Source organism: Pseudomonas sp. B1(2018) (assembly GCF_003097365.1).
Classification (GTDB): domain Bacteria; phylum Pseudomonadota; class Gammaproteobacteria; order Pseudomonadales; family Pseudomonadaceae; genus Aquipseudomonas; species Aquipseudomonas laurylsulfatiphila.
The window spans coordinates 201,900-222,184 of sequence record NZ_PYUK01000009.1 but is presented as its reverse complement, the minus strand read 5'-3'; the positions used below and the strand labels follow the sequence as shown (position 1 = coordinate 222,184).

Genomic DNA, 20,285 nt, shown 5'->3' with positions numbered 1-20,285 from the left:
GACACAACCCTCAGTAACCCAGCGACAACCCGGTGTTACGCCGTGGGTCGTTCGCCCCGTAGAAACGGTTCTTGCCCACCGGCTTGCCACCCAGGGACGGCGCACCGACCAGGATCGCCGCCAGGTGGTTGGCGTCCTGTGGACCGGCAAACTTGTGCCCCCAGCTTTCGAGGATCTTCACCGTGTCCGGGCTGGTGGTGAAGGCTTCCAGGTTGGTCTCCTCCGGCAGCCACTGCTGGTGGAAACGCGGTGCATCCACCGCTTCCTGGATGTTCATGCCGTAGTCGATCACGTTGAGCATGGTCAGCAAGGTTGCGGTGATGATGCGGCTGCCACCCGGAGTGCCGACCACCATCACCACTTTGCCGTCCTTGGTGACGATGGTCGGGCTCATGGACGACAGCGGCGCCTTGCCGGGTGCGATGGCGTTGGCCTCGCCCTGCACCAGGCCGTACATGTTCGGCACGCCGATTTTCGAGGTGAAGTCGTCCATTTCATCGTTGAGGATGACCCCGGTCTTGCTCGCCATCACGCCCGCGCCGAACCAGTCGTTGAGGGTGTAGGTCACCGACACCGCGTTGCCCCACTTGTCGACGATGGAGTAATGCGTGGTGTTGTTGCCTTCATGGGGCGCTACGCCGGGCTTGAGCTCACTCGATACCGCGGCTTTTTGTGGCTTGATCGCTTCGCGCAGCTTGGTCGCGTAGTTTTTATCCAGCAAATGGGCAATCGGGTTCTTCACGAAATCCGGATCGCCCAGGTAGCTGTTACGGTCCACATAGGCGTGGCGCATCGCTTCGATCTGATAGTGCATGCCCTGGGCCGAGTGATCGCCCAGTTCCTTCATCGGATAGCCTTCGAGGATGTTCATGATCTCGCAGATCACCACGCCGCCGGAGCTCGGTGGCGGTGCCGAGACCACGTGGTAGCCACGGTAGTCGCACTCGATGGGCGCCAGTTCGCGGGTCTTGTATTTGTCGAGATCGGCCTGGGTGATGATGCCCTTGTTGGCCTGGCTGGAGGTGACGATGGCGTCGGCCACCCAGCCCTTATAGAAACCGTCGGCGCCTTTCTCGGAGATTTCCCGCAGGGTCTTGCTCAGGTCCTTTTGCACCAGCTTCTGGCCGACCTGCATCGGCTCGCCGTTGCTGAGGAAGATCGAGCCGGAATCCTTCATGTCCTTCTTGAACATGTCGGTGGCGTAGTCCAGCAGATCGACGTCGCCCTGCTCCAGCACGAAACCGTCTTCGGCCAACTTGATGGCCGGGGCGATGATTTCCTTGCGCGGTTTGGTGCCGTACTTGGACAGCGCCAGTTCCATGCCGGAAACGGTGCCCGGCACACCCACGGCCAGGTGGCCACGGGTACTCAGATCGGGAACGACGTTGCCGTCCTTGTCCAGGTACATGTTGGCTGTGGCGGCCAGCGGCGCTTTTTCACGGAAGTCGAGGAAGGTCTTGCGCCCGTCCGCCAACTGGATGGTCATGAAACCACCGCCACCGAGGTTGCCTGCCGCGGGGTACACCACCGCCAGCGCATAGCCGACCGCGACCGCTGCGTCGACGGCGTTGCCGCCGCTCTTGAGCACATCCACGCCCACATGGCTGGCCAGATGCTGGGCGGTGACCACCATGCCGTTTTCCCCCGTCGCCGGGGCCACGGAGGCAGCGTGAGCAGTCAGGCAGCTTAGAGCCAATGAGGTCGCAATCAGCGATTTGGCAAAAGGTTCGTACTTCATGAGTCGGTCTCTTCTTGTCATTAACCAGGGGAACGCTTCAAAAGCCGTGAGCAAGTATGGTCGGGATTACGTATTGCGCCTCCTCGTCGAGGCAGTATCCTTAACGCTTGTTCAGCAATTTTCCGCGAGCCCTGGCATGACCTATACCTGCATCACCGTGGCTTCCCCGGTCGGCCAGTTGAAGCTGGTGGCGAACGGTTCGCGACTGGCAGCCATCCTCTGGGAAAACGACAAACCCGGACGGGTGCGCCTCGGCCCGATGAGCGAGGCGCCGGACAACCCGATCCTGGTGCGCACCGCCGCGCAGCTGCGCGAATATTTTTCCGGCACCCGCGATCGCTTCGAACTGGAACTGGACTTTGCCGGCACGGAATTTCAGAAAAAGGTCTGGGCGGCGCTGCTGACTATCCCGTTTGGCGAGACCCGCAGCTACAGCCAGATCGCCGAACAGATCGGCAACCCGGCGGCGGTCAGGGCGGTGGGTGCGGCGAATGGCAAGAACCCGATTTCGATCGTGGCGCCGTGTCACCGGGTGATTGGCGCGTCGGGCAAGCTCACCGGGTTTGCCGGTGGGCTGGAGGCGAAGGCGTTGTTGCTCACCCTTGAAGGCGGGCAAACGCCCAGTACCGCGCGCCTGCCCGGCTTTTGACCTTGTAGGAGCTGCCGCAGGCTGCGATCTTTTGATCTTGCATTGAAAAGATCAAAAGATCGCAGCCTGCGGCAGCTCCTACGGGGAGATCAGGGTTGATTGAAGAGGTTTTTCATCGCCGCATACTGCAACAGCATGATGGTCTTGGCGTCGCAGATCTCGCCACGGTAGAACGCTTCGAGGGCGTCGTCGAACGCCCACTCCAGTACTTCCAGCTCTTCGGTTTCTGCCTCCAGCCCGCCACCGTCGCTGACTTTCGACCTGGCGTCGTACTCGGCAATGAAGAAGTGCAGTTTTTCCGTCACCGAACCGGGGCTCATGTACGCCTCGAACACCTTCTGCACATGGTGCACGCGGTAACCCGTTTCCTCCTCCGCTTCATCACGGATGCGGTCTTCAGGCGCCGCGCCTTCCAGCAACCCCGCCGCCACTTCGATCAACAGCCCGTCGTGACCGTTGACGAACACCGGCAGGCGAAACTGTCGGGTCAGTACCACGGTTTTCCTTTCGCGGTTGTACAGGAGAATCGCCGCGCCGTTGCCACGGTCGTAGACCTCTCGCACCTGGCGTTGCCACTCGCCGTTGTTGCGTTGGTAATCGAAGGTGATTTTCTTCAGCAGGTACCAGTCGTGGGACAACACCTGGGACTCGAGGATGTTGACCCGCTCGGCTGTGTTCGACATGACAACGCGTCCTGTTATTTCTCAGAGAGTGCACATGTTAGGTGAAAACCTGCCTCCTCAAGCAAGCTGCGCCTGGTACTCCTTCTCGTATTGCCCGGCCAACGACTCTTTCTGTTTGTCGTCGAGCAGCTTGCCGGCCATCTGGAAGAACTTCTGCTCTTCTTCCTCGAGGTGGTGATGCACCTTCTCCGAGAGCTTCTTCGCGGTCACCAGCCAGGCCGGGCTGGACATTTCGGTGTCATCGAGCGCCTCCATCATTTCGTCCATTTCGTGATGTTCGGCGATGCCATGACGACTGAGGTCGACCCCGTTGTCGAACTTCATCAGCGGAATGTAGAAATGCCGCTCTTCGGCCGTGGCGTGAGCCTGCAATTCTGACTTGAGTTGCTTGTACGCCTCGACCCGCTCAGGCGTATCGCCGCTGGTATGGATCAGCGCCTTGGCATAGGTCCGTTGGCGTTCGTGGCTTTCGCGCAAGGCTTCAAAAATGTTCACGGGGCGTTGTCCTCATCGGCGGCGTCTGGAGTGACGCGTCTTAAGGAATGACAGCTGTGCGTTGGCGACGGTTCAACTTTCCCGGGGATGGAACAATCACAGCAACCGGGATAGGCTGCGGCTTCACTGCCATAAGGATATAGCCATGAACCTGCGTATCGAACGCAAGCACAACCCCAGCACCGAAGAGCGCGAGGCAATCCTCGTGCCGTTGCGCGCCTACAACGCCTCGAAGTCTGCAAGCCCGCCACCGGAACATATCGCATTGCTGATACGCGACGACAACGACGATATCGTCGGCGGCGTTTACGCCCGGTTGTTTTATCAGTGGTTGTTCATAGACTTGCTGGCGGTGCCGGAACAGGCCCGGGGACAAGGCATGGGCACCAGGTTGATGCAGATGGCCGAAGACCTTGCGCGCGAAAAGGAATGCGTCGGTCTGTGGCTGGAAACCTTCGAATTCCAGGCGCCGGAGTTCTACAAGAAATGCGGCTACAGCGAGATCGGGCACATTGCCGATTACCCGCCGGGGCACAAGCACTTCTTCTTCCAGAAGCGCCTGAGCTATTGATTCATACCGCCCCCCTGTAGGAGCGAGCTTGCTCGCGAAAAAAACCGGAACGCCGCGGGGTGTCAGGCACCCAGCGTTTTCGTTGACGACCATCGCGAGCAAGCTCGCTCCTACAGGGGGGGTACTCAGATCACAGGCAAGTCGCCAACGCCGCCAACCGGCGCTTGGCCACGAAATCATCCTTCTGTGCGTAGTAGCTCAACACCGTGCCCGAGGCATCGGTGGTCACGTCGACGAAGGACTCCGCCGAACGGGTATAAACGGTCGTGACACCCTTCTCGCCAGGCTCCAGATAGCCGGCGGCATCCACGCCGAACACAGCCTCGTCCTGCCAGGAAAACTGCACGCACTGGGCGACGTCCTTTCCCGGTTTATCCGAGTTCAGGGTCTTGTACGGGGCCTTGGTGCGGGCGTCGTTCATCGCCGAGCTGGCGCATCCGGCCAGCAACGTCACGGCCAGCGCCACCATCAGAATTCGCATTGCATTCACTCGTCGGGAAAAAGCGGACTTTATCACCCCGGCAGCCCGTATCGTTCTGCTTTACTGCATTTATACCGCGACAGCGCACAACGATTCGCGCACCCTGTCGCGCCAATAACGCCCCATCGCACCCCTGACTGGAAATCTGATGACACCTAATGCCGAGTTCTACAAACCGAGCACTGAATATGCCGACAAGCTGATCAGCCAGATCGGGCAGACGCCGTCCTGGATCGCCAAGCGAATCGGCGTCACCGACAAGCGGATTCGCTACATCCTCGACGGCGAAAGAACCGTCAAAGGCGAAACCACGCCGATCCAGATGACCTACACCGAGCAGTTTGCCCTCGAATGCCTGGCGGCAGCGGCCAAGGCCAGCAAGCAGCAATCCTCGTAATCCGTTCTCAAGGAGCGACCATGGCGGCAACCGAGCAGCAACATGAACAGGCACTGAAGCGGTTTCTCGACGAACGCCCCGAGTTGCGCCACGACCTCGACAACCTCAACCCGTTGCAGGCCCAGGCCAAGGGTGAAACCCCGGCGCAGTACCGCGACGAACGCCTGCACGAAGCCTTCGAAGCCGAGGCGGAACGGCAAGGATTGTTCGCCTGGGAGCTGACGCTGCAACTGACGGCGGCTACGGCCGAAGACTACGAAGCGCAGCGCCTGGAAGTGCACCGGGAAGTCGCGGAAATGGCCGGTATGGACTGGCTGGAGTATTGCGAGTTGAATGGGATAAAACCTTAAGCCTGTTCAAGGATGCCGTCGCCAATGCTGCCCAACACCGCCAGGACCCACGCCAGCCCCGGTCACTTGCACACGCAGAAATGGCGCGGGCGCATAGGCCTGAGCCTGGTGGCCATGCTCTCGGTACTCGCCGGCATGACCGACGCCATCGGCTTCATGGCCAGCGGCGACTTCGTCTCGTTCATGAGCGGCAACACCACCCGGATGGCGGTCGCCATCAGTACTGGCGACCTTGGCTTGACCCTGCGCCTGGTGATCCTCGTCGCGACCTTCATCGTCGGCAACGCGCTGGGCATTATCGTCAGCCGCCTGGGTCGCCGTCGGGCCCTGCCGCTGCTGTTGTGCATCGCCACCCTGCTGTGCGCCGCCGCAGCCTGGCCTTATGACGCGCAACTGCCGGCCCTGCTGGCGGCAATCATTGCAATGGGCATGCTCAACGCCGCGGTGGAAGAAGTGAACGGCCTGCCGGTGGGCCTGACTTACGTCACAGGTGCCCTGTCGCGTTTCGGCCGCGGACTGGGCCGCTGGATGCTCGGCGAGCGCCGCAACGGCTGGCGCGTGCAGCTGATTCCCTGGACCGGCATGTTCGCCGGCGCGGTACTCGGTGCCGTGCTGGAGCATCACCTGGGACTCAAGGCGTTGTTTGCCAGTGGCCTGCTGGCTGCCGCGCTCGGGGTATTGTCGTTGAAGATCCCGCGACGCTGGCAGTTGGGGTATATGCCGCGCTGAGTTTTGCATCGCCTGTTCGGCCGCCTTCGCGGGCAAGCCCGCTCCCACAGTGATCTGTGCAATGCCAGAGATTACGGCATGACCACAAAACCTGTGGGAGCGGGCTTGCCCGCGAAGAGGCCCGCCCGGACAACATCACTTTGGCCGCCCCGCCGATAAAGCATTATCATGGCCGCAGTTTCGCTGATCGAGTCTGTCATGAAGTTCGCCATCGCCGTGTTTTCCGCCGCCCACGCGCCCTCCTCGCGCCGCGCCCTGCTGTTCGCCCAAGCGGCGCTGGCCGGCGGGCATGAGATCGTCCGGCTGTTTTTCTATCAGGACGGTGTCTACAACGCGTCCTCCAGCGTGGTCACGCCCCAGGATGAAGCGGACTTGCCCAAGCAATGGCGCGCCTTTGTCAGCGACCACCAACTCGATGGCGTGGTGTGCATCGCCGCCGCCCTGCGTCGTGGTGTCTTGAATGAAGAAGAAGCCCGGCGCTATCAGCGCGAGGCCGTTGCCGTCGGTGCGCCGTGGGAATTGTCCGGCCTCGGCCAATTGCATGACGCGGCGCAGGATGCCGACCGCCTGATCTGTTTCGGAGGCGCATGACATGGCCAAATCCATATTGATCATCAGCCGCCAGTCGCCATGGTCCGGCCCGGGCGCGCGGGAAGCGCTGGATATCGTGCTGGCCGGCGGCGCCTTCGATCTGCCGATTGGCCTGTTGTTTCTCGATGACGGCGTGTTCCAGCTCGCCGCCGGCCAGAACGCCAGGACCTTGCAACAGAAAGACCTGAGTGCCAACCTGCAAGCCCTGCCGCTGTTCGGTGTCGAGGAACTGTTCGCCTGCGGCGACAGCATCACCCGGCGCGGCCTCGACCCGAGCGGCCTGGCGCTGGAAGAAGCCCGGGTGTTGGCCGCCGACGAAATCACCGCCCTCATTGACCGTTACGACCAGGTGATCACCCTCTGATGTCGACTTTGCATGTGTTGTCTCACTCCCCGTTCGGTGACGAACGCCTGACCAGCTGCCTGCGCGTGATCGGTACCAACGACGGGTTGCTGCTGTCCGGCGATGCCGCCTATGCGTTGCAGCCAGGCACCGCGCCGTTCACGACGCTCAGTGCCCGTGGCCTGAAGCTGTTCGTCCTGGCCGAAGATGCCCAGGCCCGTGCGCTGGTGGTTCCGGACTGGGCCCGGGCGATCGATTACCCGGCCTTCGTCGAACTGTCGATTCACTATGACAAGGTCAACAGTTGGCTATGAATGCACTGACGGTCGGCGCTCGCGCCATCGAGCTGGACAAGGACGGTTTCCTGGTCGAACTGAATGACTGGTCTGCCGATGTGGCCAGTGCCCTGGCGGCGGCCGAAGACATCGAGCTGACGCCCGAACACTGGGAAGTCCTCGAACTGCTGCGCAGTTTCTACGCCGAGTTCCAGCTGTCACCGGCCACCCGCCCGTTGATCAAGTACACCGCATTGAAACTCGGCCCGGAAAAAGGCAACAGCCTGCACCTGAACCGACTGTTCAAAGGCACCCCCGCCAAACTCGCCGCGAAGCTGGCGGGCCTGCCCAAACCGACGAATTGCTTATGACCGATTACCCAGCACTGACCCTCGAAACACCCGCCGAGCACCCGTTCGCGCAGTTCGTGCGGATCCTCGGCAAAGGCAAGCGCGGCGCCCGTGACCTGACCCGGGTCGAAGCCCGCGAAGCCATGGGCATGGTGCTCGATGAAAAGATCGAGGAAACCCAGCTCGGCGCATTCCTGATGCTGTTGCGGCACAAGGAAGAAAGCGCCGAGGAAATGGCCGGGTTCACCGAAGCCCTGCGCGAACGCCTGAACCCTCCGGCGCTGGCGGTGGACTTGGACTGGCCGACTTACGCCGGCAAGAAGCGGCACTTGCCGTGGTACCTGTTGGCAGCCAAGTGCCTGGCGCAAAACGGCGTGCGGATTTTCATGCACGGCGGCGGCGCCCACACGGCCGGTCGCCTGTACAGCGAGCAACTGCTGGGTGAATTGAACATCCCGCTGTGCCGCAACTGGCAACAGGTCGGCTCGGCGCTGGATAACGGCGGCCTGGCCTTCATGCCGCTGGTGGACTGGGCACCGCAGTTGCAACGGATGATCGACCTGCGCAACACCCTCGGTCTACGCTCGCCGATCCACTCACTGGCGCGGATTCTCAATCCGCTGGGCGCGCGTTGCGGCCTGCAGAGCATTTTCCACCCCGGCTATCAGGCCGTGCATCGCGATGCCAGCGGCTTGCTCGGCGATACCGCGATCGTGATCAAGGGCGATGGCGGCGAGATCGAGATCAACCCGGACGCCGACAGCCATCTGTACGGCACCACTGGCGGCCAGAGCTGGGACGAAGAATGGCCGCAGTTGTCGGCGCAGCGTCACGTCAAACCCGCCTCGCTCGATCCCGAGCATTTGAAAGCGGTGTGGCGTGGCGAGGTGGTCGACAGCTACCCGCAAATGGCCCTGATCTCGACCATGGCCCTGGCCCTGCGTGGACTCGGCCAGAGCCGCGAACAGGCCTTTGAAACCGCCGAACAATACTGGGCCGCGCGCAACAAATCGATTTAACCGATCATTCGCGCCCGATCTTTGCGCTTTTTGTTCGAACCCATGGGAATAGACTCGACTCCAACGTATATTGGCTTCTGGAGTCTTGAACATGGGTTTGTTAGTCGATGGCCGCTGGCAGGACAAGTGGTACGAAAGCAGCAAGGACGGCGCGTTCCAGCGTGAACAGGCGCAACGTCGGCACTGGCTGACCGCAGACGGCAAGCCGGGGCCGACCGGCGTCGGCGGTTTTGCCGCAGAACCCGGTCGCTATCACCTGTACGTGTCCCTGGCCTGTCCGTGGGCCCATCGCACCCTGATCCTGCGCAAACTCAAAGGCCTCGAAAGCCTGATCGACGTTTCGGTGGTCAGTTGGCTGATGCTGGAAAACGGCTGGACCTTCGACAAAGCCCTCGGCTCCACCGGCGACAAGCTCGATCACTTCGACTTCATGCACCAGCGCTACACCGCCGATACCGCCGATTACACCGGCCGCGTTACCGTGCCGGTGCTGTGGGACAAACAGCACAAACGCATCGTCAACAATGAATCATCGGAAATCATCCGCATGTTCAATGGTGCCTTCGACGACCTGACCGGTAACGACCTGGACTTCTACCCGGCGCCGCTGCGTGGTGAGATCGATGCGTTGAACGAGCGGATTTATCCGGCGGTGAACAATGGCGTGTACCGCGCCGGATTTGCCACGTCGCAACAGGCTTACGAACAAGCCTTCGATGAGGTGTTTGCCGAACTGGACCGTCTGGAGCTGCTGCTGGGCGCCAACCGCTATCTGGCAGGCGAATACCTGACCGAAGCGGACATCCGCCTGTTCACCACGCTGATTCGCTTCGATGCGGTGTACTACGGGCACTTCAAGTGCAACCTGCGGCGGATTGCGGATTATCCGAACCTGTCGAACTGGCTGCGGGAGATTTATCAGTGGCCGGGGATTGCCGAGACGGTGGATTTTGAACACATCAAGCACCACTACTACGCCAGCCATCACACCATTAACCCGACGGGTGTGGTGCCCAAGGGGCCGGCTCAGGACTTTACCGTGGCGCATGACCGGGAGCGGTTGAGTGGGAAAGGGGTTTGGCGTCAGGTTTAAAAGATCAAAAGATCGCAGCCTTCGGCAGCTCCTACAGGGTGTACACCTTGTAGGAGCTGCCGAAGGCTGCGATCTTTTTCCAACAAACACTACAGATCTCAAACCTGTGATTGAGCCCCTTCAAACCACGCCAGTTTCTCGCGCAGTTGCACCACCTCACCGACGATCACCAGCGTCGGCGCATGCACTTCATGCTCCGCCACCAATCGTGGCAAGTCGGCCAGGGTTCCGGTGAAGACACGCTGATTGACCGTGGTACCCTGCTGGATCAACGCCGCCGGGGTATCAGCGCCGCGACCGTGCTTGATCAGTTGCTCGCAGATGATCGGCAAGCCCACCAGGCCCATGTAGAACACCAGCGTCTGTGCCGGCGCGACCAGATCGGCCCACGGCAAATCGGTTGAGCCGTCCTTCAGGTGCCCGGTGACAAAGCGTACCGACTGCGCGTAATCGCGGTGGGTCAGCGGAATCCCGGCATAGGCCGCGCAACCACTGGCCGCCGTGATCCCCGGCACGACCTGGAACGGGATGCCATGGGCCGCCAGTTCTTCGATCTCTTCACCGCCACGACCGAAGATGAACGGATCGCCGCCCTTCAGTCGCACCACTCGCTTGCCCTGTTTGGCCAGGTCCACCAATTGCTGGTTGATCTGATCCTGCGGCACCGCGTGATCGGCTCGGCGCTTGCCAACGTAGACCCGCTCGGCGTCGCGACGGCACAGTTCGAGAATCGCCGGCGCCACCAGACGGTCGTACAGCACCACGTCGGCTTGCTGCATCAGACGCAGTGCCTTGAACGTCAGCAGATCGGGATCACCTGGCCCTGCGCCCACCAGATAGACCTCACCGGTCGCCACGGGAGCTTCGCCATCGATTTTCGCCTGGAGCAAACGCTCGGCTTCAGCGCCCTGCCCGGCCAGTTGCCGATCGGCAACCGGGCCCTGGAAAACATCTTCCCAGAATGCCCGGCGCTGCTGCACATCCGGAAACAGGCCTTTGACCTGATGACGAAAACGCGCCGCCAGTCCGGCCAGTTGACCGTAGGTGGAAGGAATCCAGGTTTCGATCTTGGCGCGGATCAAGCGTGCCAGCACCGGCGCATCGCCACCGCTGGACACGGCAATGATCAATGGGGAGCGGTCGACGATGGCCGGGAAGATCACGCTGCACAGGGCCGGCGCGTCCACCACGTTGACCGGCACGCAACGCCGATGGGCATCGGCGGAGACTTGTGCGTTCAGCGCTTCGTCGTCGGTGGCAGCAATGATCAGCCCGCAACCGTCCAGATCCGCCTCGGCGTAGCCACGCAACAGGCACTCGCCACCGCTGCCGGCAACCAGTTCGCGCAGTTGTGCTTCGATTTCAGGTGCAACCACCCGCAGCTGCGCACCGGCATCGGCCAGCAGGCGGGATTTGCGCAAGGCAATTTCCCCCCCACCGACGACCAACACACGACTGCCGCGAAGGTTGTGAAACAGCGGCAGATATTTCATTTAGCCGATGACCTCAAGGCCACCCATGTACGGCTTGAGAACCTCGGGCACACGGATCGAACCGTCGGCCTGCTGATAGTTCTCCAGCACCGCCACCAGGGTGCGACCCACTGCCAGGCCGGAGCCGTTCAGGGTGTGTACCAGTTCCGGCTTGCCGGTTTCCGGGTTGCGGAAGCGCGCCTGCATGCGGCGGGCCTGGAAGTCGCCACAGTTGGAGCACGACGAGATTTCGCGGTACTTGTCCTGGCTCGGGATCCACACTTCCAGGTCGTAGGTCTTGACCGCGCTGAAGCCCATGTCGCCGGTGCACAGCGCCAGGGTGCGGTAAGGCAGCTCCAGCAGTTGCAGGACTTTCTCGGCGTTGGCGGTCAGGCCTTCCAGCGCTTCCATCGATTTCGACGGTTCGACGATCTGCACCATTTCAACCTTGTCGAACTGGTGCTGACGGATCATGCCGCGGGTGTCACGGCCCGATGCGCCGGCTTCACTGCGGAAGCACGGCGTGTGGGCGACGAACTTGATCGGCAGCAGTTTCGAATCGACGATTTCGCCGGCGACGATGTTGGTCAGCGACACTTCGGCGGTCGGGATCAGGTACAGATCGGCCTCGCCTTCGCGGGCGATCTTGAACAGGTCTTCTTCGAACTTCGGCAGTTGGCCGGTGCCTTGCAGCGCCGGGGCCTGAACCAGGTAAGGCGTGTAGGCCTCTTCGTAGCCGTGCTCGGTGACGTGCAGGTTGATCATGAACTGCGCCAGGGCGCGGTGCAGACGGGCGATCGGGCCGCGCAGCAAGGCGAAACGGGCGCCGGACAGCTTGGCGGCGGTTTCGAAGTCCAGCCAGCCGAACTTCTCGCCCAGGGCCACGTGGTCCTGAACCGGGAAATCGAAGGCAGTCGGCGTGCCCCAACGGCGCACTTCGACGTTGCCGTCTTCGTCTACGCCAACCGGCACGGATTCGTGCGGCAGGTTGGGAATGCCCAGCAGGATCGAGTCCAGTTCGGTCTGGATCGCGTCCAGTTCGACTTTACCGGCACTCAATTCGCCCGCCATGCGCTCTACATCCGCCATCAGCGGTGCGATGTCTTCGCCGCGCTGCTTGGCCTGACCGATGGATTTGGAACGCGCGTTACGCTCAGCCTGCAGTGCTTCGGTGCGGGTCTGGACGGTCTTGCGCTGTTCTTCCAGCGCTTCGATGCGCGCAACATCCAGCACAAAGCCACGGGATGCCAGGCGGTCCGCTACGTCCTGAAGGTTGCTACGTAACAGTTTGGAATCGAGCATGTCGGTTTCTCGTTTATCAAAGTTTGGTCAAGGACAGGCCGGCCCAGGTGGCAAGCAGCCCGCCGAATACGCTGAGTGCCGCATAGCCCAGGGCCAGCGGCACTTGCCCGCTTTCCAGCAGGCGCACCGTATCCAGTGAAAAGGATGAAAAAGTCGTCAGCCCCCCGAGGAAGCCGACCATCAACCCGGCGCGCACCTCGATGGGCACCTCCGGGCGTATCAAAAACAGACCGTATAGAACGCCGATCAGCAAACAGCCCACGATATTAACGGCCAGCGTCGCGGTATAGAAGTGCCGCGGCCAATTCGCGTTGATCCAGTTACCCGTGGCAAAGCGCAACAGCGTGCCGGCCATCCCGCCGACGGAAACCGCAACGATCAAGGGAAGCACTATTTTCTCCGCTGCCGGGGGCTTAAACGGTCGAGTTTTGCCAGGTGGTTGAGTTTTTCGCCGATCTTCAACTCCAGGCCACGGGGCACGGGCTGATAGAACGGAATAGGGTCGAGTTCTTCGGGGAAATAGTCTTCCCCGGCAGCGTAGGCATCCGGTTCGTCGTGGGCATAACGGTATTCGTCGCCGTAGCCCAATTGTTTCATAAGCTTGGTCGGCGCGTTGCGCAGGTGCAGCGGCACCTCCAGCGAGCCGTGTTCGGCGGCGGCGCGCAATGCGGTCTTGAAGCCCATGTACACCGCGTTGCTTTTTGGCGCGCAGGCCAGATAGGTGATGGCCTGGGCCACCGCCAGCTCACCTTCGGGGCTGCCGAGGCGCTCCTGCACTTCCCACGCCGCCAGGCACAGGCTCAGGGCGCGCGGGTCGGCGTTGCCGATGTCTTCGCTGGCCATGCGCACCACACGCCGTGCCAGGTACAGCGGATCACAACCGCCGTCGATCATGCGCGCGAACCAGTACAGCGCGCCGTCGGGGTTGGAGCCGCGCACCGATTTGTGCAGCGCGGATATCTGGTCGTAGAACGCTTCGCCACCCTTGTCGAAGCGTCGACGGGTGTCGCCGAGCAGGCTTTGCAGAAGCTCGGTACCGATCTCGCTGTTGTCTTCGGCCAGGTCAGAGGCGTTCTCCAACAGGTTGAGCAGGCGTCGACCATCGCCGTCCGCGGCCGACAGCAGCATCTGGAAGCCTTCATCGCTGAGGGTCAGGTTGCGCTTGCCCAGGCCCCGCTCTTCGGTCAGCGCTCGCTGCACCAGTTTGCGCAGGGCCGCTTCGTCGAGGCTCTTGAGCACGTAGACGCGGGCGCGGGACAGCAAGGCGTTGTTGAGTTCGAACGAAGGGTTTTCCGTGGTCGCGCCGATGAAAATCAGCGTGCCGTCCTCGACATAAGGCAGGAACGCGTCCTGTTGGGACTTGTTGAAACGATGCACTTCGTCGACGAACAGAATGGTGCGGCGGCCGTACTGCGCGGCCTGCTGCTTGGCGATTTCCACCGCCTGACGGATCTCCTTGACCCCGGCCAGCACCGCCGAGACCGTTTCGAAGTGTGCGTCCGAGACTTCCGCGAGCAATCGCGCCAGGGTGGTTTTGCCCACGCCCGGCGGGCCCCAGAAAATCATCGAATGCAGGGCACCCTGCTCCAGCGCTTCGCGCAAGGGCTTGCCGCGAGCGAGCACGTGTTCCTGACCGACGTACTCGTCCAGGTTGGCCGCGCGCAGGCGGGCGGCCAGGGGCTGGGCAATGGGGGTGCTGCGAAACAGGTCCATGACTATCTACAAAACCTCACTGGTTCTTTATCCCTTGTAGGAGCGAGCCTGCTCGCGATGGACGTTAACGATAACGCTGGCAGCCTGACACCCAGTGGTGTCCTTGAGTCCATCGCGAGCAGGCTCGCTCCTACAGGGGTTCTGCGTTTTATTCCTGGATTACATCGGCACCCTTGGGGATGTCGAACTTGAACTTGGAAGCCGGGATCGGCTCGTTGGCCTTCACCCCGGTGAACAGGATATTGGTGCGCTGACCAACGCTGTCGATCAGTTGCATGTCGTTGACCAGACCATTGCGGAACGACAGGCGCAGGCTGTCGAACAGGGTGTCCTTGGTTTTCGGTTTCAGAGTGAAGTCGATCACGCCGCCGGCTTCCTTGGCGCTGATGTCGAAGCTCTGGCTGATCTTGGACACGTCACCGGACAACAGCAAGGCTGGCGTCTGGGTCAGGCGCTGGTCGAGGTTCTTGATGGTGGCCTGTTCCAGGTCCGGGTCCCACAGGGTGACCTTCTTGCCATCGGACACCATGGTCTGTTCGGCCGGTGCATCGGTGTGCCAGTAGAACAGGCCCGGACGCTGCAGGGACATGTCGCCGGCGGTTTCCTGCAACTGGGTGCCGGTGCCATCAAGGGTCAGTTGCGAGAAACGCGCAGTCAGGGTCTGGGATTTTTCCAGCAGTTGGGTCAGGCGTGCCACATCCTTGTCATCGGCGTTAGCCTGGAGCGTGGTCAAAGCCAGTACCGGCAGCAACAGCATGCGGATCAGACGCATGGGAGTCCTCATAACATTCGTGGGAGTGCGAGCGGCGCCATAGGGCGCCACCCTTTCATATTCGGGTCAGTCGCGCACCGGGCCCGGGGCCAGGACTTCACGCGAACCGTTGGTGTTCATGGACGTCACGACCCCGGCCATTTCCATGGCTTCGATCATGCGAGCGGCGCGGTTGTAGCCGATCTTGAGCTTGCGCTGAACCGCGGAAATGGAGGCGCGACGGCTTTCCAGCACGAACTGCACCGCTTCGTCGTACAGCGCGTCGGCCTCGGGATCGTCACCGTCGCCGCCCCCGCTGCTGCCTTCGAAGCCGCTGCCCGCCTCTTCGACGCCATTGAGGATGTCGTCGTTGTATTCCGGCGCGCCCCGCAGCTTCCAGGCCTCCACCACACGGTGAACCTCATCGTCGGACACGAAGGCACCGTGAACACGAATCGGCAGACTGGTGCCCGGCGGCATGTACAGCATGTCACCGTGGCCCAGCAGTTGTTCGGCGCCGCCCTGGTCGATGATGGTCCGCGAGTCGATCTTGCTCGACACCTGGAACGCCATGCGGGTCGGGATGTTGGCCTTGATCAGACCGGTGATCACATCCACCGACGGACGCTGGGTCGCGAGGATCAAGTGGATACCGGCCGCCCGCGCCTTCTGGGCGATACGCGCGATCAGCTCTTCAACCTTCTTGCCGACGATCATCATCATGTCGGCGAATTCGTCGACCACCACCACGATGGTCGGCAGCTTTTGCAGGAGCGGCGCTTCGTCGTGGATGCTTTCGCGCTTGTACAGCGGATCGCTCAACGGCTCGCCGGCATCCTGGGCTTCCTTGACCTTGGCGTTGAAGCCCGACAGGTTTCGCACGCCCATCTTGGCCATCAGCTTGTAGCGTCGCTCCATCTCGGCAACGCTCCAGCGCAGGGCGTTGGCGGCGTCCTTCATGTCGGTGACCACCGGGCACAGCAGGTGCGGAATGCCCTCGTAGATCGACAGTTCCAACATCTTCGGGTCGATCATGATCAGCTTGGCGTCTTCCGGGCCGGACTTGAACAGGATCGACAGGATCATCGCGTTCACGCCCACCGACTTACCGGAACCGGTGGTACCGGCCACCAGCAGGTGTGGCATCTTCGCCAGGTCGGTGATGACTGGTTTGCCGCCGATGTCGTGGCCCAGGGCCAGGGTGACCGGGGATTTGAAGTTGTCGTACTCGGGGGTCGACAACACCTCGGAGAAACGCACGATCTGCCGGTCTTCGTTGGGAATCTCGATACCGACCGTGGTCTTGCCCGGAATCACTTCCACCACGCGCACGCTGGTCACGGCCAGGGAGCGGGCCAGGTCTTTGGCCAGGTTGGCGATGCGGCTGACCTTGACGCCGGCGGCGGGCTGGATTTCGTATCGGGTAATCACCGGACCCGGGTGGATCGAGTCCACGGTCACTTCGACGCCGAACTCCTTGAGCTTGATTTCCAGCAGGTGGCCGACCGCCGCCAGGGATTCGGGCGAATAATTGAGCTGTTTCTTTTCCGCGGGATCGAGAATCGAGATCGGCGGCAAGGTGCCTTCAACGGCGCTGTCGACGAACAGTGGCGCCTGTTTCTCTTTTTCCACGCGTTTGCTCGGTGCGGCCGGTTTTGGCGGCGCGGGTGCAATGACCGGCGGCACCTGCTTCTCACGCTCGGACATGTGCTTGCTCAGGGCCTGCTCACGCTCGATCAACCGCTCCTTGACCTTGGCCTGCTCGCGCTTGTCGGTGACGGTCGGCGCAACCACTTCATCCATACGGTCATCGACTTCACGCAACTGGGCGACCAGTTGTTTGCGCTCGGTACGGGCCGCCCACCAGCGATTGGCCGCGCCCTGGAACAGTTCGAACAGGTCGAGGGTGATCTTGCCGGTGATGTCCATCACCTTGAACCACGACAGGTCGGTAAACACCGTCAGGCCGAACAGGAACAACGCGATGAACAGCAGCGTACTGCCCTGGATATTCAGGGCGTTCCTCGCCAGTTCGCCGAGGCTTTCCCCCAGCGCACCGCCTGCACCGGCCGGCAGACCGGTCGCGGCATGGAAATGGATATGGGCCAGCGCGGCCCCCGACAGCACCAGGAACACCAGGCCGATCAGGCGCCAGGAGAACAGCCAGCCGCTCCACTGCCACGGTTCGTGACGCTGGCGGAAGATCTGGTACGCCTTGACCGCCAGCAGCAACGGGAAGATGTAGGCGAAGTAACCCAGCACCATGAACAGGATATCGGCACTGTAGGAGCCCGCGGGCCCGCCGAAATTCTGCACGTCGTCGATCTTGCTGTTATGGCTCCAGCCCGGATCATCCTTGCCATAGGTCAGCAAGGCCATCATCAGGAACAGGCACAGGGCACCGATGGCGATCAGCGCACCTTCCTTGAGTCGGTAGTGCAAGTGCTGGCGCCAGAGCGGAACGACGGCTGGTTTAGGTGCTGCGGTGGATTTCTTCAAAACGCTACTTTTCCTGCGCCAATGGCGCGTCCATCTGTTGAAAGTCTAAAAACTGCCCAATCCAGGCAGGTAAAAAAGTTAACACACGTAACCGGGACTACTTTTAACACTGCGCCCCGGTTTTTATAAACACGGTGCGCACTGAATATATGTAACACGCAGGGCATTGTACGGGTTTGTACGCACGACGCCATGCTTGAGACCCTTGGGTGTAGCATAGTCAACAGCACATGACATGCTATTCAATTTGAGCATGCATTGTCTTTTGTGACAAAGGCTTATGAGGTGTTTTTATGAGCGAAGCGAAGCATTCCCGCTTGATCATCCTGGGCTCCGGCCCTGCCGGTTACAGCGCAGCCGTTTATGCCGCCCGCGCCAACCTCAAGCCCGTTGTCATTACTGGCATACAGGCAGGTGGCCAGCTCACCACCACTGTCGAAGTCGATAACTGGCCAGGCGACGTCGAAGGCCTGACCGGCCCCGTGCTGATGGAGCGCATGCAAAAACACGCCGAGCGTTTTGCCACCGAGATCGTTTACGACCACATCCATACCGCCAAGTTGCAACAACGGCCGTTCGAACTGATCGGCGATGGCGGCACCTACACCTGCGACGCCCTGATCATTGCCACCGGCGCCTCCGCGCAATACCTGGGCCTGCCGTCGGAGGAAGCCTTTGCCGGCAAAGGGGTGTCGGCGTGTGCGACCTGTGACGGGTTCTTCTATCGCAACCAGGTGGTCGCGGTGGTCGGCGGTGGCAATACGGCGGTAGAGGAAGCGTTATACCTGTCGAACATCGCCAGGGAAGTGCACCTGATCCATCGACGCGACAAACTGCGCTCGGAGAAAATTCTCCAGGACAAACTCTTCGAAAAAGCCGCCAACGGCAATATCCGGCTGCATTGGAACCAGAACCTGGACGAAGTGCTCGGCGATGCCAGTGGCGTGACCGGTGCCCGCCTGCGGGACAGCCAAACGGGTGAAACCACAGAACTGCTGCTGGCCGGGGTGTTTATCGCCATCGGCCACAAACCCAACACCGATCTGTTCATCGGACAACTGGAAATGCGCGACGGCTATCTGCTGGTCAAGGGCGGCAGCGAAGGCGATGCTACCGCCACGGCGATTGCAGGCGTGTTTGCCGCCGGCGATGTGGCCGATCATGTTTATCGCCAGGCCGTTACGTCTGCCGGGGCCGGTTGCATGGCGGCGCTGGACGCCGAAAAATACCTCGACGACATTCCTGCCGTTTGAAGGCAAACTTTATGGCGGGCCAACGCCCGCCACTGCCCTCCCCTTCTGCAAGCCCGGATGCCATGCTGACTTGGTTACAACGCAACACCTTGCATTTCCCACCGCTGGAAAAGGCCATGCGCGACCCCAACGGGCTGCTGGCTGCCGGTGGCGACCTGTCCGCCGATCGGCTGATCTCGGCTTATCGCCATGGCTGCTTCCCATGGTTTTCCGAAGGCCAGCCGATTCTCTGGTGGTCGCCGGACCCGCGCACGGTTCTGTTTCCCGACGAATTGCACGTCTCGCGCAGCCTGAACAAACTGCTGCGCCAGCAACGCTATCAAGTGACCTTCGACCAGGACTTCGCCGCCGTCATTCGCGCCTGTGCGGCTCCCCGGGATTACGCCGACGGCACCTGGATCACCGAAGCGATGCAAGAGGCCTACATCGAACTGCACAGGCGTGGTCACGCGCACTCGGTGGAAGTGTGGGACGGCGACGAACTGGTCGGCGGCTTGTATGGCCTGGCCATGGGGCAATTATTTTTTGGCGAGTCGATGTTCAGCCGCGCTGACAACGCCTCTAAATTCGGCTTTGCCACCCTGGTCCGGCATCTGAAAGACTCGGGTTTTGTACTGATCGATTGCCAGATGCCCACCGATCACCTGCACAGCCTGGGCGCCCGAGCGATACCCCGCCGCGAATTTGCGAGCTATCTGGTCAGACACCTGGACCAACCCAACACCGCCACCTGGGTTTGCTGAGCGACTTTCTCCCGCGTGGCTTACACTTATTCAAAAGCATTATCCCGAGGGTTGATCATGACCGAGTTGGCGCGTTTGAAGTTCTATGCCACTCAGCCGCACTCTTGCAGTTATCTGCCCGATGAGCAGGCCACAACCCTGTTCCTCGACCCTAGCCAGCCCATGGATGTGCATGTCTATGCAGACCTGTCGGAGATGGGGTTTCGTCGCAGTGGCGATCATCTCTACCGGCCGCATTGCCAGAATTGCAATGCCTGCGTTCCGGCGCGCATTCCCGTGGGGCCGTTCACGCCCAACCGGCAACAGAAACGCATCTTCAAGCGCAACGCGGACTTGCAGGTGCGTCCGGCCAAGCCCTGCTTCAACGAAGAGTACTTCGAGCTTTACCAGCGCTACATCGAACAGCGTCACGCCGATGGCGACATGTACCCGCCCAGTCGCGACCAGTTTTCGACTTTCCTGGTGCGGGACCTGCCGTTTTCACGGTTTTATGAATTCCGCCTGAACGGTCAACTGCTGGCCGTTGCTGTCACCGATTTGCTGCCGAACGGTATTTCGGCGGTCTACACCTTCTACGAACCATCCGAAGAGCGCCGCAGCCTTGGGCGCTATGCAATCCTGTGGCAAATCGCCGAGGCCCGGCGACTGGGACTAGAGGCGGTCTACCTCGGCTACTGGATCAAAAACTGCAAAAAAATGAATTACAAGACTCAATATCGCCCCATTGAGTTGCTGATTAATCAGCGCTGGGTGGTTCTAAACTAGAGCCGGCCCTAAACCCCTTGGCT

24 protein-coding genes are annotated in these 20,285 nt (G+C 61.3%); 14 read left to right on the top strand and 10 right to left on the bottom strand.

Annotated elements, in window-relative coordinates:
• Positions 1 to 10: 10 nt before the first annotated feature.
• Entirely contained in the window at positions 11 to 1,738 is a 1,728-nt protein-coding gene (gene ggt / locus C9422_RS16600; RefSeq protein ID WP_116581374.1) for a gamma-glutamyltransferase, read from the bottom strand.
• A 136-nt stretch (positions 1,739 to 1,874) separates the two neighbouring features.
• Between ggt and C9422_RS16595 the strand changes: the two genes are divergently transcribed.
• Entirely contained in the window at positions 1,875 to 2,387 is a 513-nt protein-coding gene (locus tag C9422_RS16595) for a methylated-DNA--[protein]-cysteine S-methyltransferase (protein ID WP_116581373.1), read from the top strand.
• A gap of 89 nt (positions 2,388 to 2,476) precedes the next feature.
• On the opposite strand, the gene C9422_RS16590 is transcribed toward C9422_RS16595, so the two are convergent.
• Positions 2,477 to 3,070: an NUDIX domain-containing protein gene (locus tag C9422_RS16590; RefSeq protein WP_116581372.1), complete on the bottom strand. Its 594-nt coding sequence runs from the start codon at positions 3,068 to 3,070 to the stop codon at positions 2,477 to 2,479.
• 57 nt (positions 3,071 to 3,127) lie between these two features.
• On the bottom strand, positions 3,128 to 3,565 hold the full coding sequence (locus tag C9422_RS16585; RefSeq protein WP_116581371.1) for a hemerythrin domain-containing protein: 438 nt from the start codon (positions 3,563 to 3,565) through the stop codon (positions 3,128 to 3,130).
• Positions 3,566 to 3,710: 145 nt separating this feature from the next.
• On the opposite strand from C9422_RS16585, the gene C9422_RS16580 reads away from it, so the two are divergent.
• On the top strand, positions 3,711 to 4,136 hold the full coding sequence (locus C9422_RS16580; RefSeq protein ID WP_116581370.1) for an N-acetyltransferase: 426 nt from the start codon (positions 3,711 to 3,713) through the stop codon (positions 4,134 to 4,136).
• A 130-nt stretch (positions 4,137 to 4,266) separates the two neighbouring features.
• Here C9422_RS16580 and C9422_RS16575 read toward each other — a convergent pair whose 3' ends face one another.
• Positions 4,267 to 4,617, bottom strand: a complete 351-nt coding sequence (locus C9422_RS16575; RefSeq protein ID WP_116581369.1) for a hypothetical protein — start codon at positions 4,615 to 4,617, stop codon at positions 4,267 to 4,269.
• Positions 4,618 to 4,765: 148 nt separating this feature from the next.
• Between C9422_RS16575 and C9422_RS16565 the strand changes: the two genes are divergently transcribed.
• The 9 genes from C9422_RS16565 (at position 4,766) to C9422_RS16525 (ending at position 9,764) form a co-directional block, all read left to right on the top strand.
• Positions 4,766 to 5,014, top strand: a complete 249-nt coding sequence (locus C9422_RS16565; protein WP_095966482.1) for a hypothetical protein — start codon at positions 4,766 to 4,768, stop codon at positions 5,012 to 5,014.
• A 20-nt stretch (positions 5,015 to 5,034) separates the two neighbouring features.
• Positions 5,035 to 5,364 (top strand): DUF6388 family protein, encoded by a 330-nt coding sequence (locus C9422_RS16560; protein WP_015094410.1) that lies wholly within the window; start codon positions 5,035 to 5,037, stop codon positions 5,362 to 5,364.
• Between the two features lie 24 nt (positions 5,365 to 5,388).
• Positions 5,389 to 6,093 carry a YoaK family protein gene (locus C9422_RS16555; RefSeq protein ID WP_007977063.1) on the top strand — a complete coding sequence of 235 codons (705 nt, stop codon included), beginning with the start codon at positions 5,389 to 5,391 and terminating at the stop codon, positions 6,091 to 6,093.
• Between the two features lie 198 nt (positions 6,094 to 6,291).
• The gene (tusD, locus tag C9422_RS16550) at positions 6,292 to 6,684 is read left to right on the top strand and encodes a sulfurtransferase complex subunit TusD (RefSeq protein ID WP_116581368.1); all 393 of its coding nucleotides are present in this window, start codon (positions 6,292 to 6,294) and stop codon (positions 6,682 to 6,684) included.
• Position 6,685: 1 nt separating this feature from the next.
• On the top strand, positions 6,686 to 7,048 hold the full coding sequence (gene tusC, locus C9422_RS16545; protein ID WP_116581367.1) for a sulfurtransferase complex subunit TusC: 363 nt from the start codon (positions 6,686 to 6,688) through the stop codon (positions 7,046 to 7,048).
• The gene (tusB, locus tag C9422_RS16540; protein ID WP_116581366.1) at positions 7,048 to 7,341 is read left to right on the top strand and encodes a sulfurtransferase complex subunit TusB; all 294 of its coding nucleotides are present in this window, start codon (positions 7,048 to 7,050) and stop codon (positions 7,339 to 7,341) included. Before tusC ends, tusB begins: the two co-directional genes overlap by 1 nt.
• Complete coding sequence (locus C9422_RS16535; RefSeq protein ID WP_015094405.1) at positions 7,338 to 7,673, top strand: TusE/DsrC/DsvC family sulfur relay protein; 336 nt, start codon at positions 7,338 to 7,340, stop codon at positions 7,671 to 7,673. Before tusB ends, C9422_RS16535 begins: the two co-directional genes overlap by 4 nt.
• On the top strand, positions 7,670 to 8,671 hold the full coding sequence (locus tag C9422_RS16530) for a glycosyl transferase family protein (protein WP_116581365.1): 1,002 nt from the start codon (positions 7,670 to 7,672) through the stop codon (positions 8,669 to 8,671). Before C9422_RS16535 ends, C9422_RS16530 begins: the two co-directional genes overlap by 4 nt.
• Positions 8,672 to 8,762: 91 nt before the next feature.
• The gene (locus C9422_RS16525) at positions 8,763 to 9,764 is read left to right on the top strand and encodes a glutathione S-transferase family protein (protein ID WP_116581364.1); all 1,002 of its coding nucleotides are present in this window, start codon (positions 8,763 to 8,765) and stop codon (positions 9,762 to 9,764) included.
• 98 nt (positions 9,765 to 9,862) lie between these two features.
• Here the strand turns inward: C9422_RS16525 and cysG are convergent, their stop codons facing one another.
• The 6 genes from cysG to C9422_RS16495 all read right to left on the bottom strand — a co-directional run bounded on the left by cysG (position 9,863) and on the right by C9422_RS16495 (position 17,501).
• Positions 9,863 to 11,257, bottom strand: a complete 1,395-nt coding sequence (gene cysG, locus C9422_RS16520; protein ID WP_116581363.1) for a siroheme synthase CysG — start codon at positions 11,255 to 11,257, stop codon at positions 9,863 to 9,865.
• On the bottom strand, positions 11,258 to 12,538 hold the full coding sequence (serS, locus tag C9422_RS16515; protein ID WP_116581362.1) for a serine--tRNA ligase: 1,281 nt from the start codon (positions 12,536 to 12,538) through the stop codon (positions 11,258 to 11,260).
• Between the two features lie 16 nt (positions 12,539 to 12,554).
• Complete coding sequence (crcB, locus tag C9422_RS16510; RefSeq protein ID WP_008049383.1) at positions 12,555 to 12,929, bottom strand: fluoride efflux transporter CrcB; 375 nt, start codon at positions 12,927 to 12,929, stop codon at positions 12,555 to 12,557.
• Positions 12,929 to 14,251: a replication-associated recombination protein A gene (locus tag C9422_RS16505; RefSeq protein WP_015094400.1), complete on the bottom strand. Its 1,323-nt coding sequence runs from the start codon at positions 14,249 to 14,251 to the stop codon at positions 12,929 to 12,931. Before C9422_RS16505 ends, crcB begins: the two co-directional genes overlap by 1 nt.
• Before the next feature lie 148 nt (positions 14,252 to 14,399).
• A complete protein-coding gene (lolA, locus tag C9422_RS16500; RefSeq protein ID WP_095966491.1) occupies positions 14,400 to 15,023 on the bottom strand; it encodes an outer membrane lipoprotein chaperone LolA in 624 nt (207 codons plus the stop codon).
• 66 nt (positions 15,024 to 15,089) lie between these two features.
• Positions 15,090 to 17,501: a DNA translocase FtsK gene (locus C9422_RS16495; protein WP_015094398.1), complete on the bottom strand. Its 2,412-nt coding sequence runs from the start codon at positions 17,499 to 17,501 to the stop codon at positions 15,090 to 15,092.
• A 293-nt stretch (positions 17,502 to 17,794) separates the two neighbouring features.
• On the opposite strand from C9422_RS16495, the gene trxB reads away from it, so the two are divergent.
• From trxB to C9422_RS16480, 3 genes are all read left to right on the top strand, one after another.
• The gene (gene trxB, locus C9422_RS16490) at positions 17,795 to 18,754 is read left to right on the top strand and encodes a thioredoxin-disulfide reductase (RefSeq protein ID WP_116581361.1); all 960 of its coding nucleotides are present in this window, start codon (positions 17,795 to 17,797) and stop codon (positions 18,752 to 18,754) included.
• A 62-nt stretch (positions 18,755 to 18,816) separates the two neighbouring features.
• Complete coding sequence (gene aat, locus C9422_RS16485; protein WP_116581439.1) at positions 18,817 to 19,497, top strand: leucyl/phenylalanyl-tRNA--protein transferase; 681 nt, start codon at positions 18,817 to 18,819, stop codon at positions 19,495 to 19,497.
• A 57-nt stretch (positions 19,498 to 19,554) separates the two neighbouring features.
• The gene (locus C9422_RS16480) at positions 19,555 to 20,262 is read left to right on the top strand and encodes an arginyltransferase (RefSeq protein WP_116581360.1); all 708 of its coding nucleotides are present in this window, start codon (positions 19,555 to 19,557) and stop codon (positions 20,260 to 20,262) included.
• Positions 20,263 to 20,285 lie beyond the last annotated feature (23 nt).